This window comes from Pseudomonas sp. NPDC088414, assembly GCF_044753325.1.
Taxonomy (GTDB): domain Bacteria; phylum Pseudomonadota; class Gammaproteobacteria; order Pseudomonadales; family Pseudomonadaceae; genus Aquipseudomonas.
The window spans coordinates 1-14,797 of sequence record NZ_JBIVMY010000023.1; the positions used below are offsets into that span (position 1 = coordinate 1).

General features: G+C 61.0%; 14 protein-coding genes. 11 read left to right on the forward strand and 3 right to left on the reverse strand.

The genetic code is table 11. The features are described 5' to 3' along the window. Both ACIP8I_RS18750 and ACIP8I_RS18755 read left to right on the forward strand, forming a co-directional pair. Positions 1 to 86, forward strand: an 86-nt coding sequence (locus ACIP8I_RS18750) for a 50S ribosomal protein L19 (RefSeq protein ID WP_400763044.1), incomplete at its 5' end; no start/stop codon positions are given. Positions 87 to 234: 148 nt separating this feature from the next. Then, entirely contained in the window at positions 235 to 648 is a 414-nt protein-coding gene (locus ACIP8I_RS18755; protein WP_108591035.1) for an acyl-CoA thioesterase, read from the forward strand. Between the two features lie 115 nt (positions 649 to 763). Here ACIP8I_RS18755 and ACIP8I_RS18760 read toward each other — a convergent pair whose 3' ends face one another. Next, positions 764 to 2,572 (reverse strand): cation:proton antiporter, encoded by a 1,809-nt coding sequence (locus ACIP8I_RS18760; RefSeq protein WP_400762954.1) that lies wholly within the window; start codon positions 2,570 to 2,572, stop codon positions 764 to 766. Between the two features lie 108 nt (positions 2,573 to 2,680). Here ACIP8I_RS18760 and xerD point away from each other — a divergent pair, with 108 nt between their 5' ends. From xerD to ACIP8I_RS18795, 7 genes are all read left to right on the forward strand, one after another. Then, on the forward strand, positions 2,681 to 3,577 hold the full coding sequence (gene xerD, locus ACIP8I_RS18765) for a site-specific tyrosine recombinase XerD (protein ID WP_096795208.1): 897 nt from the start codon (positions 2,681 to 2,683) through the stop codon (positions 3,575 to 3,577). Positions 3,578 to 3,787: 210 nt separating this feature from the next. Further along, complete coding sequence (gene dsbC / locus ACIP8I_RS18770; RefSeq protein ID WP_007967782.1) at positions 3,788 to 4,519, forward strand: bifunctional protein-disulfide isomerase/oxidoreductase DsbC; 732 nt, start codon at positions 3,788 to 3,790, stop codon at positions 4,517 to 4,519. 131 nt (positions 4,520 to 4,650) lie between these two features. Continuing rightward, positions 4,651 to 5,955 carry a homoserine dehydrogenase gene (locus ACIP8I_RS18775; RefSeq protein ID WP_400762957.1) on the forward strand — a complete coding sequence of 435 codons (1,305 nt, stop codon included), beginning with the start codon at positions 4,651 to 4,653 and terminating at the stop codon, positions 5,953 to 5,955. Positions 5,956 to 6,021: 66 nt separating this feature from the next. Then, the gene (thrC, locus tag ACIP8I_RS18780; RefSeq protein ID WP_108181786.1) at positions 6,022 to 7,431 is read left to right on the forward strand and encodes a threonine synthase; all 1,410 of its coding nucleotides are present in this window, start codon (positions 6,022 to 6,024) and stop codon (positions 7,429 to 7,431) included. Between the two features lie 119 nt (positions 7,432 to 7,550). Beyond that, a complete protein-coding gene (locus tag ACIP8I_RS18785) occupies positions 7,551 to 8,903 on the forward strand; it encodes a transporter substrate-binding domain-containing protein (RefSeq protein ID WP_400762959.1) in 1,353 nt (450 codons plus the stop codon). A 128-nt stretch (positions 8,904 to 9,031) separates the two neighbouring features. Further along, positions 9,032 to 9,439, forward strand: a complete 408-nt coding sequence (locus ACIP8I_RS18790; protein WP_367083264.1) for a response regulator — start codon at positions 9,032 to 9,034, stop codon at positions 9,437 to 9,439. 162 nt (positions 9,440 to 9,601) lie between these two features. Then, entirely contained in the window at positions 9,602 to 9,883 is a 282-nt protein-coding gene (locus tag ACIP8I_RS18795) for a DUF3509 domain-containing protein (RefSeq protein ID WP_367083266.1), read from the forward strand. A 175-nt stretch (positions 9,884 to 10,058) separates the two neighbouring features. Here ACIP8I_RS18795 and ACIP8I_RS18800 read toward each other — a convergent pair whose 3' ends face one another. Continuing rightward, positions 10,059 to 11,018, reverse strand: coding sequence for a TIGR02285 family protein (locus tag ACIP8I_RS18800; protein ID WP_400762961.1), 960 nt, complete (start codon positions 11,016 to 11,018; stop codon positions 10,059 to 10,061). Beyond that, positions 10,966 to 12,165: a CaiB/BaiF CoA transferase family protein gene (locus tag ACIP8I_RS18805; protein ID WP_400762963.1), complete on the reverse strand. Its 1,200-nt coding sequence runs from the start codon at positions 12,163 to 12,165 to the stop codon at positions 10,966 to 10,968. The genes ACIP8I_RS18800 and ACIP8I_RS18805 overlap by 53 nt, the downstream gene beginning before the upstream one ends. 146 nt (positions 12,166 to 12,311) lie before the next feature. Between ACIP8I_RS18805 and ACIP8I_RS18810 the strand changes: the two genes are divergently transcribed. Further along, positions 12,312 to 12,854, forward strand: a complete 543-nt coding sequence (locus ACIP8I_RS18810) for a YaeQ family protein (protein WP_041063193.1) — start codon at positions 12,312 to 12,314, stop codon at positions 12,852 to 12,854. Positions 12,855 to 12,909: 55 nt separating this feature from the next. Further along, positions 12,910 to 14,619 carry a single-stranded-DNA-specific exonuclease RecJ gene (recJ, locus tag ACIP8I_RS18815; protein ID WP_367083270.1) on the forward strand — a complete coding sequence of 570 codons (1,710 nt, stop codon included), beginning with the start codon at positions 12,910 to 12,912 and terminating at the stop codon, positions 14,617 to 14,619. Positions 14,620 to 14,797: the final 178 nt, after the last annotated feature.

Sequence of the window (14,797 nt, forward strand, 5' to 3'; positions counted from 1 at the left end):
GTCGCCGTGACGTACGTAAAGCCAAGCTGTACTACCTGCGCGACCTGTCGGGTAAAGCAGCTCGCATCAAGGAAAAACTGGCTTAAGTCCAGCTTCCGATGCAGAAAAAAGCAGCCTACGGGCTGCTTTTTTGTTGCCTGCAATTTAACCCGTCCCCCTGTAGGAGCTGCCGAAGGCTGCGATCTTTTGATCTTGCTTTGTATTCGGAAGCCCGCGATTTACGAGCAATAACCCATGACCACCCGCGACCAGGAAATCCAGCGCCGCACCGAACTCTCGGTAACCCGCGTGACCAAAGCCGTCTTCCCGCCGACCACCAACCACCACAACACCCTGTTCGGCGGTACCGCGCTGGCTTGGATGGACGAAGTGTCGTTCATCACCGCCACGCGCTTCTGCCGTTTGCCGCTGGTGACTGTCTCAACCGACCGCATCGACTTCAATCACGCGATCCCGGCCGGTTCCATCGTCGAGCTGGTCGGCAAAGTGATCAAGGTCGGCAACACCAGCCTCAAGGTCGAGGTGGAAGTGTTTGTCGAGAGCATGAGTTGCGATGGCCGCGAGAAGGCGATTCATGGGCAGTTCAGCTTTGTGGCCATCGACGATGACAAGCGGCCGGTGCCGGTACTGCCCGGATTTCCTGCCTGATCCGGAACCGAGTCGCGGCCATCGCGAGCAGGCTCACTCCTACAGTATCTGTGTCGTCCACACCTTTTTTACGACACGGACACTGTAGGAGTGAGCCTGCTCGCGATTCGATTTATCAGGCGCCGCTGCTCTCAGGCTGAATCAACGCCAACAACGTCCACCCGGATCCCGGTTTCAAAGCAGTCTCCGGCGTCACCACATGCACCCAGCCACTGTCGTCACGCATGAACAGCAAGGTCGCCCGATTGCCATGCAGTGCCTGGTAATCTTCCCAGCCAAACCCATCGGTCAGCGTCGTGCTGTACAGCTCGGCGCCATTGCTGATCAGACTGGCCAGCTTGGCGTAGGTCAGGGCCTCGCTCCCCAGCTGATTGCCGCGATGCTCAAGACTTGCCCGGTGCTTGTCACTGCGACGGCTTTCCTGACCGCTGGCCAGACCAAACAGGCGTTGATGGCCAAAGTCGTGGCGAAAGCGCATGGCCGCCAAAGTGTTCAGCTCGCCTGAAGGTGACAGCGCCAATAGATGCCCCAGCCCGACCAGATCCAGATGCGCATCGGCATGCTGCGAGGCCGGATTGCCAAAGTACGTCGGCAACCCCTCCATGCGCGCCGCACGAATATTCTCCCAGCTCGAATCGGTCAACAGCACGCGGCTACCCAGTTGCTGCAGCGACTTGCCCAGCAGACGAGCAGGACTGTTGGCGCCGACGATCAGGAAGCCGCTCGGCGCCGGTTCGGCGACGTTCAGCAAGCGTGCCAGTGGCCGAGCGGTTGCGCTTTGCAGCACCACGGTGCCGATGATCACGGCGAAGGTCAGTGGCACCAGCAGCAGCGCACCTTCGTGCCCGGCCTGATCCAGACGAATCGCGAAAATCGCCGACACCGCCGCCGCCACGATCCCGCGCGGGGCGATCCAGCAAAGCAGGGCGCGTTCACGCCAGCTCAGGCTGGAGCCGGCCGTGCTCAACAACACGTTCAGCGGGCGCGCGATCAACTGAATCACCAGCAACAGAATCAGCACCAACGGCCCGAGACCGATCAAGGCATGCAGATCCAGGCGCGCCGCGAGCAGGATGAACAGTCCGGAAATCAGCAGCACGCTGAGGTTTTCCTTGAAGTGCAGGATGTGCCGCACATCCACGCCCTTCATGTTCGCCAGCCACATGCCCATTAGCGTCACCGCCAGCAGGCCGGACTCGTGCATCACCTGATTGGACGCAATGAAAATCCCCAGCACCGCCGCCAGCGAGGCGAGGTTGTGCAGGTATTCCGGCAACCACTGACGCCGGATGACGGTGCCCAGCACCCAGCCGCCGACCACCCCGAACACGCTGCCGCAAACAATCACGCCGCCGAAGGTCAGCAGACTCTGTTCGAGGCCGTTGCCCTCGGCGCGGGCAATGATGAAGCTGTAGACCACCACCGCGAGCAGGGCGCCGATCGGGTCAATGACGATGCCTTCCCAGCGCAGAATGTTGGCGATCGAGGCTTTCGGTCGCACCACCCGCAGCATCGGCACGATCACCGTCGGCCCGGTCACCAGCGTCAGGCTGCCGAACAGAATCGCCAGCAGCCAGTCGAAGCCGAGCAAGAAGTGGGTTGCGACCGCGATCACCACCCAGGTCGTGAGCGCGCCGATTGTCACCAACCGATGCACGACGCTGCCGATCTCGCGCCATTCCGACAGGTGCAGGGTCAGACTGCCTTCAAACAGGATCAACGCCACCGCCAGCGACACCAGCGGCATCAGCAGCGGGCCGAACATTTCCTGCGGGTCGAGCCAGCCGAGCACCGGTCCGGCGAGTATCCCGGTCAGCAACAGAAACAGAATCGCCGGCAGCTTCAGGCGCCACGCCAGCCACTGGCAACCCAGCGCAGCGACGCCGATCCCGCCAAATGCCAAGAGAATTTGCTGCTCGTTCATTGAAGCTCCCTGTTCCTTGAAATTGCGGGCTATGAAAGACTAGCGGCCATTCCTACAGTTCACTCTACATTTGCGCACAGCCCCGGAGGTTGTGTGTCTTGAGCGCCCATGCCTGCCATCGACCATCCGCTGATTGACCAATTCCTCGACGCCCTGTGGCTGGAAAAAGGCCTGTCCGACAACACCCGCGGTGCCTACCGCAGCGATCTGGCGCTGTTCAACGGCTGGCTGCAGGAGAAAAACCTCGAGCTGATCAATGCCGGTCGCGAGTTGATCCTCGATCACCTGTCCTGGCGCCTGGAGCAGAACTACAAACCGCGCTCCACCGCCAGATTTCTCTCCGGTGTACGTGGCTTTTATCGCTACCTGCTGCGGGAAAAGCTGATCAGCGTCGATCCGACCTTGCGCGTCGACATGCCGCAACTGGGCCGGCCGTTACCCAAGTCGTTGTCGGAAGCCGACGTCGAAGCGCTGCTCAAGGCGCCGGATCTGAGCGAAGCCATCGGCCAGCGTGATCGCGCCATGCTTGAGGTGTTGTACGCCTGCGGGCTGCGCGTGACCGAGTTGGTCAGCCTCACGCTGGAGCAGGTCAACCTGCGTCAGGGCGTGTTGCGGGTGATGGGCAAGGGCAGCAAAGAGCGCCTGGTGCCGATGGGCGAGGAGGCAATTGTCTGGGTCGAACGCTACATGCGCGATGGTCGCAGCGAGCTGCTCGGCGGACGCCCCAGCGATGTGCTGTTCCCCAGCCAGCGCGGCGAGCAGATGACCCGCCAGACCTTCTGGCACCGGATCAAGCATTGGGCCAAGGTCGCCGGGATCGGCAAATCGCTGTCGCCGCACACGTTGCGCCACGCCTTCGCCACGCACCTGCTCAACCACGGCGCCGATCTGCGGGTGGTGCAGATGCTGCTCGGCCATAGTGACCTGTCGACCACACAGATTTACACCCATGTGGCCCGGGCACGTCTGCAGGACCTTCACGCCAAGCACCACCCAAGAGGCTGATGCAAAGTCAGCTTTTTGTGGCGAGGGAGCAAGCTCCCTCGCCACAGGGAAATTCGAGTCATCCCCTGCAGTGAGTGTCTGGCGACAGGCGCATTCGGCCATGCGGGCCTTATGTGTTAGGCTTTGCCGGTTTGCACGATGGACGGTTATGACCCGGTGTTCCGGCACGGGCGTTCTGACCGTTTCATTTGTCCGCCTTCAGGAGTTCTCATGCGTCTGACCCAGATTTTCGCCGCCGCAGCCATTGCGTTGGTCAGCACCTTTGCCGTCGCCGATGACGCGGCCGACAAAGCCATTCGTCAAAGCCTGGAAAAACTCGAACTCGAGGTTCCGGTAGAAAGTATCAGTGCCAGCCCGTTGCCGGGCATGTATGAAGTCAAGCTCAAGGGCAGCCGCGTGCTGTACGCCAGCGCTGACGGCCAGTACATCGTTCAGGGCTACCTGTTTCAGCTCAAGGACGGCAAACCGGTCAACCTGACCGAGAAGACCGAACGCCTGGGCATCTCCAAACTGATCAATGCCATTCCAGTGGCCGAAACCGTGGTGTATCCGGCGGTGGGCGAGACCAAATCGCACATCACCGTGTTCACCGACACCACCTGCCCGTACTGCCACAAGCTGCACGCCGAAGTGCCTGAGCTGAACAAGCGCGGCATCGAAGTGCGTTACGTGGCGTTCCCGCGTCAGGGCCTCGGCTCGCCGGGTGACGAACAACTGCAGGCCGTGTGGTGCTCGACCGACAAGAAAGCCGCCATGGACAAAATGGTCGATGGCAAGGAAATCAAGGCCGCCAAGTGCGCCAACCCGGTTTCCAAACAGTTCGCTTTGGGTCAGTCGATCGGCGTGAACGGCACACCGGCCATCGTTTTGGCCGACGGACAAGTCATTCCGGGCTACCAGCCGGCGCCACAAGTCGCCAAACTGGCGCTGGGCGCCAAGTAATTCGCATCGTCACGGTCAGCCTTTGACGATCATGGTCCGGTGGTAACTTCGCCGGGCCATTAATAGAGAGCCGCGAACACGCGGTTGTTTTCCGGCCGACCTTGCGTCGGCCGTTTCATGGGGAGTTCACAGTGAATCCGGTCAAAGTAGGCATCTGTGGGTTAGGGACCGTCGGTGGCGGTACCTTCAACGTACTTCAGCGCAACGCCGAGGAAATTGCTCGTCGTGCCGGGCGTGGGATTGAAGTGGCACAAATTGCCACGCGCACGCCAAAGCCTCAGTTCCAGACGACCGGTATTGCGATTACCAACGATGTCTTCGAAGTGGCCACGAACCCTGAGATCGACATCGTGATAGAGCTGCTGGGCGGCTACACCGTTGCCCGCGAGCTGGTACTCAAGGCCATCGAGAATGGCAAGCATGTGGTCACCGCGAACAAGGCACTGATCGCCGTTCACGGTAATGAAATTTTCGCCAAGGCACGCGAGAAAGGCGTGATCGTGGCGTTCGAAGCGGCTGTGGCCGGTGGCATTCCGGTGATCAAGGCGATCCGTGAAGGCCTGTCCGCCAACCGCATCAACTGGGTCGCCGGCATCATCAACGGCACCGGTAACTTCATCCTCACCGAAATGCGCGAGAAGGGTCGCACCTTCGAAGACGTGCTGGCCGAAGCGCAAGCGCTGGGCTACGCCGAAGCCGATCCGACCTTCGACGTCGAAGGCATCGATGCGGCGCACAAGCTGACGATTCTGGCGTCGATCGCGTTCGGCGTTCCGCTGCAATTCGACAAGGCTTACACCGAAGGCATCACCAAGCTGACCACCGCTGACGTGAACTACGCCGAAGCGCTGGGCTACCGCATCAAGCACCTCGGTGTGGCGCGCAGCACCGCTGCCGGCATCGAGCTGCGCGTGCACCCGACGCTGATCCCGGCCGATCGTCTGATCGCCAACGTCAACGGCGTGATGAACGCGGTGATGGTCAACGGTGACGCTGCCGGTTCGACGCTGTTTTACGGCGCCGGTGCCGGCATGGAGCCGACCGCTTCGTCGGTGATCGCCGACCTGGTGGACGTGGTTCGCGCCATGACGTCCGATCCGGAAAACCGCGTGCCGCACCTGGCCTTCCAGCCGGACTCGCTGTCGGCGCATCCGATCCTGCCGATCGAAGCCTGCGAAAGCGCCTACTACCTGCGCATCCAGGCCAAGGACCATCCGGGCGTACTGGCTCAGGTGGCGAGCATCCTCTCGGAGCGCGGCATCAACATCGAGTCGATCATGCAGAAGGAAGTCGAGGAACACGACGGTCTGGTACCGATGATCCTGCTGACCCACCGCGTGGTCGAGCAGCGTATCAACGATGCGATCGCCGCCCTCGAAGCCCTGGCCGGCGTGAATGGTCCGGTTGTGCGGATCCGCGTCGAGCACCTGAACTAAGTCGTTGGCCTGCAATGGCCCCGTGAAAGGGGTCACTGTTGTGCACACTCTCCATTGGAGTCAGTCATGCGTTACATCAGTACCCGCGGCCAGGCACCGGCCCTGAATTTCGAAGACGTCCTGCTGGCCGGTCTGGCCACTGACGGCGGTCTGTACGTCCCGGAAAACCTGCCACGTTTCACCCAGGAAGAAATCGCTTCCTGGGCCGGCCTGCCGTATCACGAGCTGGCCTTCCGCGTGATGCGCCCGTTTGTCACCGGCAGCATCCCGGACGCCGATTTCAAAAAGATCCTCGAAGAAACCTACGGTGTGTTCTCGCACAGCGCCGTTGCGCCGCTGCGTCAGCTCAACGGCAACGAATGGGTATTGGAGCTGTTCCACGGCCCGACCCTGGCGTTCAAGGACTTCGCCCTGCAACTGCTCGGTCGTCTGCTCGACTACGTGCTGGAAAAGCGCGGCGAGCGCGTGGTCATCGTCGGTGCCACCTCGGGTGACACCGGTTCGGCCGCCATCGAAGGCTGCAAGCACTGCGAAAACGTCGACATCTTCATCCTGCACCCGCACAACCGTGTGTCCGAAGTGCAGCGTCGGCAGATGACGACGATTGTCGGCGAGAACATCCACAACATCGCCATCGAAGGCAACTTCGATGACTGCCAGGAAATGGTCAAGAACAGCTTCGCCGACCAGAGCTTCCTCAAGGGCACGCGCCTGGTAGCGGTGAACTCGATCAACTGGGCGCGGATCATGGCCCAGATCGTCTACTACTTCCACGCAGCCCTGCAGCTGGGCGGCCCGGCGCGTTCGGTGGCGTTCTCGGTGCCGACCGGCAACTTCGGCGACATCTTCGCCGGTTATCTGGCGCGCAACATGGGCCTGCCGATCAACCAGTTGATCGTCGCCACCAACCGCAACGACATCCTGCACCGCTTCATGAGCGGCAACCAGTATGTCAAGGAAACCCTGCACGCCACGCTGTCGCCGTCGATGGATATCATGGTCTCGTCGAACTTCGAACGCCTGCTGTTCGACCTGCACGGTCGCAACGGTGCGGCCATCGCCGGTTTGATGGATTCGTTCAAGCAGGGCGGTGGTTTCAGCGTCGAGCAAGAGCGCTGGACCGAAGCCCGCAAGCTGTTCGACTCGCTGGCCGTGGACGATGCGCAGACCTGCGAAACCATCGCCGAAGTCTACGCGCAGTGCGGCGAAGTGCTCGACCCGCACACCGCCATTGGCGTGCGTGCTGCCCGCGAATGCCGTCGCAGCCTGGACATCCCGATGGTGATCCTGGGCACTGCCCATCCAGTGAAATTCCCGGATGCCGTGGAGAAAGCGGGTGTAGGAAAAGCTCTCGAACTGCCTGCACATCTTTCTGATTTGTTTGAGCGAAACGAGCGCTGCACCGTTCTGCCAAACGAGCTGAAAGCCGTACAGGCCTTTGTCAGCCAGCATGGCAACCGCGGCAAGCCGCTGTAAGCCGAAAAAGCTGTCACATTTTGAAGCCCGTCTCCTGACGGGCTTTTTTGTTTGTGCTGCCACACTGCTCGGGTTTTCGCCCATGAAGGACGGGTGAGTCGATCTCGAAGGAAGTGGCAATGCTGTTTGAAAGAGGATGGAAACACACCCTGAAGCGGGTTTTTCTGCTGTACCTGTTGGTTGGCTGGCGCGTGGGCGTTGCGGCGCATCTGGCGCATGATGAAGAGCAGTTGAACATCGGCACCGTTGTGCTGAATGAAGCCGAGCGGCAATGGGTTCGCGATAACCCGACGGTGATCGTGGCGGCGGAGCAGTACCCGTTGTACCTGTTTCTGGATGAGCATGGTCATTGGAGCGGCTTGAACAACGATGTGCTCAAACGCATCAGTGCCATGACCGGGTTGCAATTCGTTTACCGCGAGTCGTTTTCCACCGCGCAAATGCTCGAGCGCCTGGAGACCGGTGCCGCCGATATGAGCACGACCCTGGCGATGAATGATGAGCGCCGATTGAGTCTGGATTTCAGTCATGCCTTTGGCGGTGCCGGCTGGGTATTTGTCGGTCGCGCCGGCGAGCCGGGGGTGCAATCGCTGGAGCAGTTGGCCAAACGGGTACTGGTATTGCCGGGTCGGCATGCGCTGGAGGGGGTGATCCGACGCGATTATCCGTCCATCGAATTACGTTCGGTGAAAACCTATGCCGAGGCGCGGGCGCTGGTCGAAAGCGGTGAGGCCTATGCCACCATCGAAAATGAAATCGGTGCGCAGCTCTATCCCTCAGGCTTGCTCCAGGTCGGCGAACTGCTGGAAGGCAAATGGGAAGCCGATCTTTTGGCGGTGCGCAGAGGCCAGCCGCAATTACTGAGCATTCTGAACAAGGCGCTCGAAGCGTTCCCGGCCTCCGAACTGCGAGCCATTCGCCTGAAATGGCTGGGCGGCATCGGGCCGAAACCGGCCGCCGCCGGTTGGCAGCACTGGCTCCGCTCAAGCTGCTGGGGGGTGGTGTTGGTGGGCGGCTTTTGTGTGATGTCGCTGTTATGGAATCGGCGCATGGCGGCCGTGATCAAACAGCATCGGGACGTGCAAGGCGAACTCGGCGATCAGTTGGTCTTCCAGCGCGCATTGATTGATGCCATGCCTGATCCGGTATTTGTCCGTGACCTGGAGGGGCGCCTGATCCTGTGCAACAAAAGTTACGAAGAGGCATTGTCGCTCCGCTTTGAGCAGGTGCAGGGATGCCGCTTGATCGACGTCGATGCGCTACCGCGAGCCACCGCCGACATGCTGCATGCTGAGTTCATGATTCAGTTGAGAACACGCAGGACCCGCTTCAGCCGACGCCGTTTGCAATTCAGCGATGGCAATCGGGAAATCTACCAGTGGACCGTCCCGTTCTACAGCGCCAATGGGGAATTGCGCGGTCTGCTCGGGGGCTGGACGGATATCACCCAGCGTGGTGCGGCGGCGGGATAGTGTCCGCATCGATATAGGGAAATTTCCTATGTCACGCGCCTCTTTTTCCGATGGGGGACTGAAGGAGGCTGCCCTAAAGTGGGCAGCAACTGCGGACGCGTCCGCGATTGCCGTTTCCGAGGTCGCCCATGCGCTCGCTCAAAGTCCTGATTCTCGAACCTGATCCTTATCGAATGATGGCGTTGCACCAGATGCTCAACGCGGTCGGTATTTATGACGTACTCACGGCACCATCGCTGGCCTCGGCACGCAGCTCGCTGGAGCGGCGCACCCGGGTCGACATCGCGATCTGCGATCCGCAGCTGAAAGGCGGAGAAGGCCTGGCGCTGATCCGCCATCTGGCGACCGAACGGCAGGCCAGCGCGCTCATTCTGCTGGGGCGAGTAGCACCGGGTCTGCTGAGCGATCTCGAAAGCCTGCTGCACGAGCAGGCGTTGACGCTGCTGGGGCGCCTGCAGACGCCGGTCTCGGCAGTGCTGATGCGCGGGCTGCTGGACACCTACCTGCAAGCGGCAGCCCAGCCGGCGCGAGCTTGAGCCGACGGTTATGTTTCTGTCATCTTCACCGTGCATGCTCTGACAGACCGCTCACTGCTCCGGGAGCAGCGCGGTATTCAGAACTTTCTTCTCGGGCCGGTGGTCATTTATGGTGAACACGCCCCAGGCACAATGTTTTCGGACTATTGAGTGGAGATCGAGATGGAAAGTATCAGTCTATTGCTCGGTGAGGCTCTGAGCCCGTATCAGGTGACGTTGACCCCCCGCGGTGCCCATGGCGAGTGCCTGGTGACCTTGAGAAACAGCAGCGGCGCCCTCGTGGTGGAGCGCGAATTCAATCAGGCGCAGTTGAGCGACAAGCGCCTGCTGACCGATGTGGTCGACGGTTTGCACCGCGACGTCCTGATCGCCGAGGGGCGACTGGAACCCTGTGTGATCGCGGCCTTGCGCAACGCAGCACTCGATAAGCGTGCAGCATTGTGAAGATGAAATATTTTTTGTGGGAACCTTCCTGCATCCCCGTCAGTCAGACCCCATAACAGCAGGATCAAGCATTGTGCTCCGGTGCTTGTCGCTTGCTGCTACGGGTCTTTATGTAGACCGCGTTTAACCCCGAGTCGTCTCCCCACTTCTCGGGGTTTCTTTTTGCCCGCAGGTTTTATGGTGCGGCTTGCTGCTCGAAAAAAATCCGCGCCTGTTGCAGGTAATCCGTGCGCATTTCGGGGTCCAGCCAGTCGGCGTACGACTGGTTCATTTGCTCATGGGGCAGGGTCCGCAGCAGTTGGTTGATCTCGCTGATCGCCTGACGGCCCTGGGGCGTATCGGAACATCCGACATAGCCAGACAGATACTTGCCGGTGCCGCGAATCGGGTAGAACACCAGTTCATCTTCGGCAATTTGCGCCTGCTGCGCCTGATAGCGGATCTCCGGCCAGTAACCCAACACTACTTGCAGACGCCCCAGGCGTTGCATTGACAGCAGGCTGCTCAGGGCGTCGTTGCCATAATGCGGCGTCAGCGCACCGTCCGGGGCCTGCTTGAGTAGCGTGTCGAGATACTCGCCGTAACTGCGCTCGGCGACCACTCCGACTTTGGTTTCGCCGTTGGCCAGAAATGCCGTCAGATCGACTTCTCCGTCGATCAGGTACGGCGCCAGGACGTTGCGATCTTTCTGACGCACCACCAGACCATTACTGACAGCGCGAAACGCCGGGATAGAGAAGGCGATCCATTGCGTGCGCTCCTTGCTCCAGATCAGCGAGGGGTCGCAGGTGAAGGACGGCTCGTGCAGCATCTGCATGCCACGGGCGCGATTGACCCGCATCAGCGTGTGTTCGTATTGCGGCATGCCGGCGATCAGCATCGGCAGCAGTTGATCGATCACGCCCTGGCCCTTTTTCGGGCCTTCGAAGATGGTCAGGGGCGGCAGGTCGCGCAACAGCCAGACCAGCGTGGGTTTGGCTTGCGCCCAGGCGGGCAGGGCGAGCAGAAACAGCAGGCCGAACAGCCGCCACGTCCACCAATGGTGAGCGCGGTTGGCGTCCGATGTCTGCCAATGTTTCAGCTTAAATAGCTCCGTCTGCGCGCAAGCGGGCGATCTGCTGTTCGTCGTAGCCAAGATCGTGCAGTACCTGCGCATTGTGTTCACCGAGCTGCGGCCCGACCCATTCTGACGTACCCGGTGTCTCGGAGAGTTTCGGCACGATCCCCGGCATCTTGAAAGGCTTGCCGTCCGGCAGTTTCGCCTGCAGGAACATTTCCCGGGCCAGGTACTGCGGATCGCTGAACATGTCTTCGGCACTGAAGATCCGGCTGGCCGGTACTTCTGCCTGGTTGAGCAAATCGAGCACGCTTTGCAGCGGCAGCGAATTGACCCAGCGGTCGATCACCCCATACAACTCGTCGCGGCGGGTGTCGCGCCCGTCATTGCTCACCAGTGTCGGGTCGTTGGCCAGATCCTCGCGGCCGATGATCAGCATGAAGCGCTTGAAGATCGCGTCGCCATTGGCGCCGATCTGCACGTGCTTGCCGTCGGCGCTGGTGTGGATCGATGACGGCGTGATGCCTGGCATGATGTTGCCGGTGCGCTCGCGGGTGAAACCGAACACGTCGAACTCCGGCACCATGCTTTCCATCATGGCGAAAATCGCCTCGTACAACGCGACATCGACGACTTGGCCGAGACCACCGTTGACCTCACGATGACGCAGCGCCATCAACGCACCGATCACGCCCCACAGCGCGGCAATCGAGTCACCGATGGAGATCCCGGTGCGCACCGGTGGCCGGTCGTCGAAACCGGTGATGTAGCGCAAGCCGCCCATGGATTCGCCGACCGCACCGAAGCCCGGTTGATCTTTCATCGGCCCGGTCTGGCCGAAGCCCGAGAGGCGCACCATCACCAGTTTCGGATTCAGCGCGTGCAGGGTTTCCCAGCTCAGCCCGAGTTTTTCCAGCACGCCGGGGCGAAAGTTTTCGATCAGGATGTCGGCTTCGCCCAGCAGTTTTTTCAGGATCGCCAGACCTTCCGGATGCTTGAGGTTCAGGGTCAGCGACTTCTTGTTGCGCGCCTGGACGAACCACCACAGCGAGGTGCCTTCATACAATTTGCGCCACTTGCGCAGCGGATCACCGCCGTCGGGCGATTCGATCTTGATCACTTCGGCGCCGAACTCGCCGCAAATGCGCGAGGCAAACGGCCCGGCAATCAACGTACCCAATTCAATGACTTTCACACCGCTGAGCGGTTTGTTGGCGAACGGCATACTGAATCCTGTAGGACAAGGCTGAGCGGATACAGCGTTTTAACATAGCCGGCTGTCAGACGCCGCAGGTTGATCGCCATCAATTCGATGATTGCCTACCGCATCGGTTAGACTTGCCGACTTTCCTCGTATCAAGAAGCCCGTTCATGGCCCAGCCGTCTACCACCTACAAATTCGAACTGAACCTCACCGACCTCGACCGTGGCGTCTACGAGAGCGTCAAGCAGACCATCGCCCGTCACCCTTCGGAAACCGAAGAACGCATGACCGTGCGGCTGCTGGCCTACGCCCTCTGGTACAACGAACTGCTGTCGTTCGGCCGTGGTCTGTCGGATGTGGATGAACCTGCACTGTGGGAAAAAAGCCTGGATGACCGCGTGCTGCACTGGATCGAAGTCGGCCAGCCGGACGCCGATCGCCTGACCTGGTGCTCGCGTCGCACCGAACGCACCAGCCTGCTGGCCTATGGCAGCCTGCGTGTATGGGAAGGCAAAGTCGTACCGGTAGCCAAGAACCTGAAAAACGTCAATATCGCCGCCGTGCCGCAGGAAGTGCTGGAAACCCTGGCCAAGGACATGCCGCGTGTCATCAAGTGGGACGTGATGATCAGCGAAGGCACGATCTTCGTCACCGACGACCGCGGTCAGCACGAAGTCCAACTGGAATGGCTGGCAGGCGAGCGCGGCTGATCCCGCGCCGTCCGCTGATTAATCCCACGTACTCAAGAGAAGTTTCCGTTAGCCCATGCGTATTGATCCTCGCCCGTTGCCTGCCACGCTGCCGTTTCTCGGTGACCTGCCACCTTTGCTGACCCGTTTGTACGCGGCGCGGGGTGTGCAGTCCGAAGCGGAGCTGGATAAAAGTCTGGCGCGGCTGATTCCGTTTCAGCAGCTCAAGGGCATTGAGGCGGCGGTGGATCTGCTGGTGACGGCACTGGAGCAGCGTCAACGGATTCTGATCGTCGGCGACTTTGACGCCGATGGCGCGACGGCCAGTACGGTCGGCGTGCTCGGCTTGCGTCTGCTGGGCGCGGCGCATGTCGATTATCTGGTGCCGAACCGCTTCGAATACGGCTATGGCCTGACCCCGGAAATCGTCGAAGTCGCCCTGACCCGCGAGCCGCAGTTGCTGATCACCGTCGACAACGGCATCTCCAGCGTCGAAGGCGTGGCCGCCGCCAAGCGCGCAGGGCTGAAAGTCTTGATCACCGACCACCACTTGCCCGGTGATGAACTGCCGCTGGCCGATGCGCTGGTCAATCCGAACCAGCCCGGTTGCGAGTTTCCGAGCAAGGCGCTGGCCGGGGTCGGGGTGATTTTCTACGTGTTGATGGCCTTGCGCGCGCGCCTGCGCAATCTCGGCTGGTACGAGAGCAAGCCGCAGCCGAACATCGGCGAACTGCTGGATCTGGTGGCGCTGGGCAGCGTCGCCGACGTGGTGCCGCTGGACGCCAACAACCGGATTCTGGTGCATCAGGGCCTCGAGCGGATTCGCGCCGGGCGCGCACGGCCGGGGATCAAGGCGATTCTCGAAGTCGCCAAGCGTGACGCGGCGCGGATTACCTCCACGGATCTGGGCTTTATTGTTGGCCCGCGCCTGAACGCGGCGGGGCGCCTGGACGACATGAGCCTGGGTATCGAATGCCTGCTCACCTCCGACGCCAATCTGGCGCGGGAAATGGCCGCGCAACTGGACGGCATGAACCAGGACCGCAAATCCATCGAGCAGGGCATGCAGCGCGAGGCGCTGGCCCAGCTCAAGGATTTGCCGGTGGAGTCGATGCCGTTCGGCCTGTGCCTGTTCGATCCCGAATGGCACCAAGGGGTGATCGGCATTCTTGCCTCGCGGATGAAAGAGCGCTATTTCCGCCCGACCATTGCTTTCGCCGATGCCGGTGATGGCCTGCTCAAGGGCTCGGGGCGTTCGGTGCAGGGTTTCCATATTCGCGATGCTTTGAGCGTGGTGGCGGCGCAGCATCCGAACCTGATTGCCAAGTACGGTGGCCATGCGATGGCGGCCGGTCTGACCTTGCCGCAGGAGAATTTTCCGCTGTTCGCTGAGGCTTTCGATGCCGAAGTGCGTCGGCAACTTCGTGAAGAAGACCTGACCGGGCGGATGCTCACAGACGGTACGTTGGCGGTCGAGGAGTTCCATCTGGAACTGGCTCGCGCCCTGCGCCATGCCGGGCCTTGGGGCCAGCACTTCCCGGAGCCGCTGTTCCATGGCGTGTTCCAGTTGGTCGAGCAACGGGTGGTCGGCGAGCGGCACCTGAAAGTGGTGCTGAAAAGCGAGTGCGGGTCGGTGAAGCTGGATGGCATCGCTTTCGGTATCGACCGCGATGTCTGGCCGAACCCGACCATTCAGTGGGTCGAGCTGGCCTACAAACTCGATGTAAACGAATTTCGGGGCAACGAGACGGTGCAACTGATGATTGCCCACATCGAACCGCGCTGACGCCATTCGCGAGCAGGCTCGCTCCCACAGGGATATGCATTCCAAAATGTGGGAGCGAGCCTGCTCGCGAAGGCGGTCTTTCACACACTGAATCACTCTGAACCCTCCCTCATCCCCGGTTGTCGACTAGGCTCTAAGCACTGCTTGATTGGCCTTGTGACGTCTTGTCGAATTTTTT

What these genes read in the sequence shown, in the direction of transcription:
- ACIP8I_RS18810 (WP_041063193.1), top strand. Translation starts at nt 12,312, where the DNA reads ATGGCCCAGCCGTCTACCACCTACAAATTCGAACTGAACCTCACCGAC.
- ACIP8I_RS18795 (WP_367083266.1), top strand. Translation starts at nt 9,602, where the DNA reads ATGGAAAGTATCAGTCTATTGCTCGGTGAGGCTCTGAGCCCGTATCAG.
- ACIP8I_RS18755 (WP_108591035.1), top strand. Translation starts at nt 235, where the DNA reads ATGACCACCCGCGACCAGGAAATCCAGCGCCGCACCGAACTCTCGGTA.
- ACIP8I_RS18760 (WP_400762954.1), bottom strand. Translation starts at nt 2,572, where the DNA reads ATGAACGAGCAGCAAATTCTCTTGGCATTTGGCGGGATCGGCGTCGCT.
- thrC (WP_108181786.1), top strand. Translation starts at nt 6,022, where the DNA reads ATGCGTTACATCAGTACCCGCGGCCAGGCACCGGCCCTGAATTTCGAA.
- ACIP8I_RS18785 (WP_400762959.1), top strand. Translation starts at nt 7,551, where the DNA reads ATGCTGTTTGAAAGAGGATGGAAACACACCCTGAAGCGGGTTTTTCTG.
- dsbC (WP_007967782.1), top strand. Translation starts at nt 3,788, where the DNA reads ATGCGTCTGACCCAGATTTTCGCCGCCGCAGCCATTGCGTTGGTCAGC.
- ACIP8I_RS18805 (WP_400762963.1), bottom strand. Translation starts at nt 12,165, where the DNA reads ATGCCGTTCGCCAACAAACCGCTCAGCGGTGTGAAAGTCATTGAATTG.
- xerD (WP_096795208.1), top strand. Translation starts at nt 2,681, where the DNA reads ATGCCTGCCATCGACCATCCGCTGATTGACCAATTCCTCGACGCCCTG.
- ACIP8I_RS18790 (WP_367083264.1), top strand. Translation starts at nt 9,032, where the DNA reads ATGCGCTCGCTCAAAGTCCTGATTCTCGAACCTGATCCTTATCGAATG.
- recJ (WP_367083270.1), top strand. Translation starts at nt 12,910, where the DNA reads ATGCGTATTGATCCTCGCCCGTTGCCTGCCACGCTGCCGTTTCTCGGT.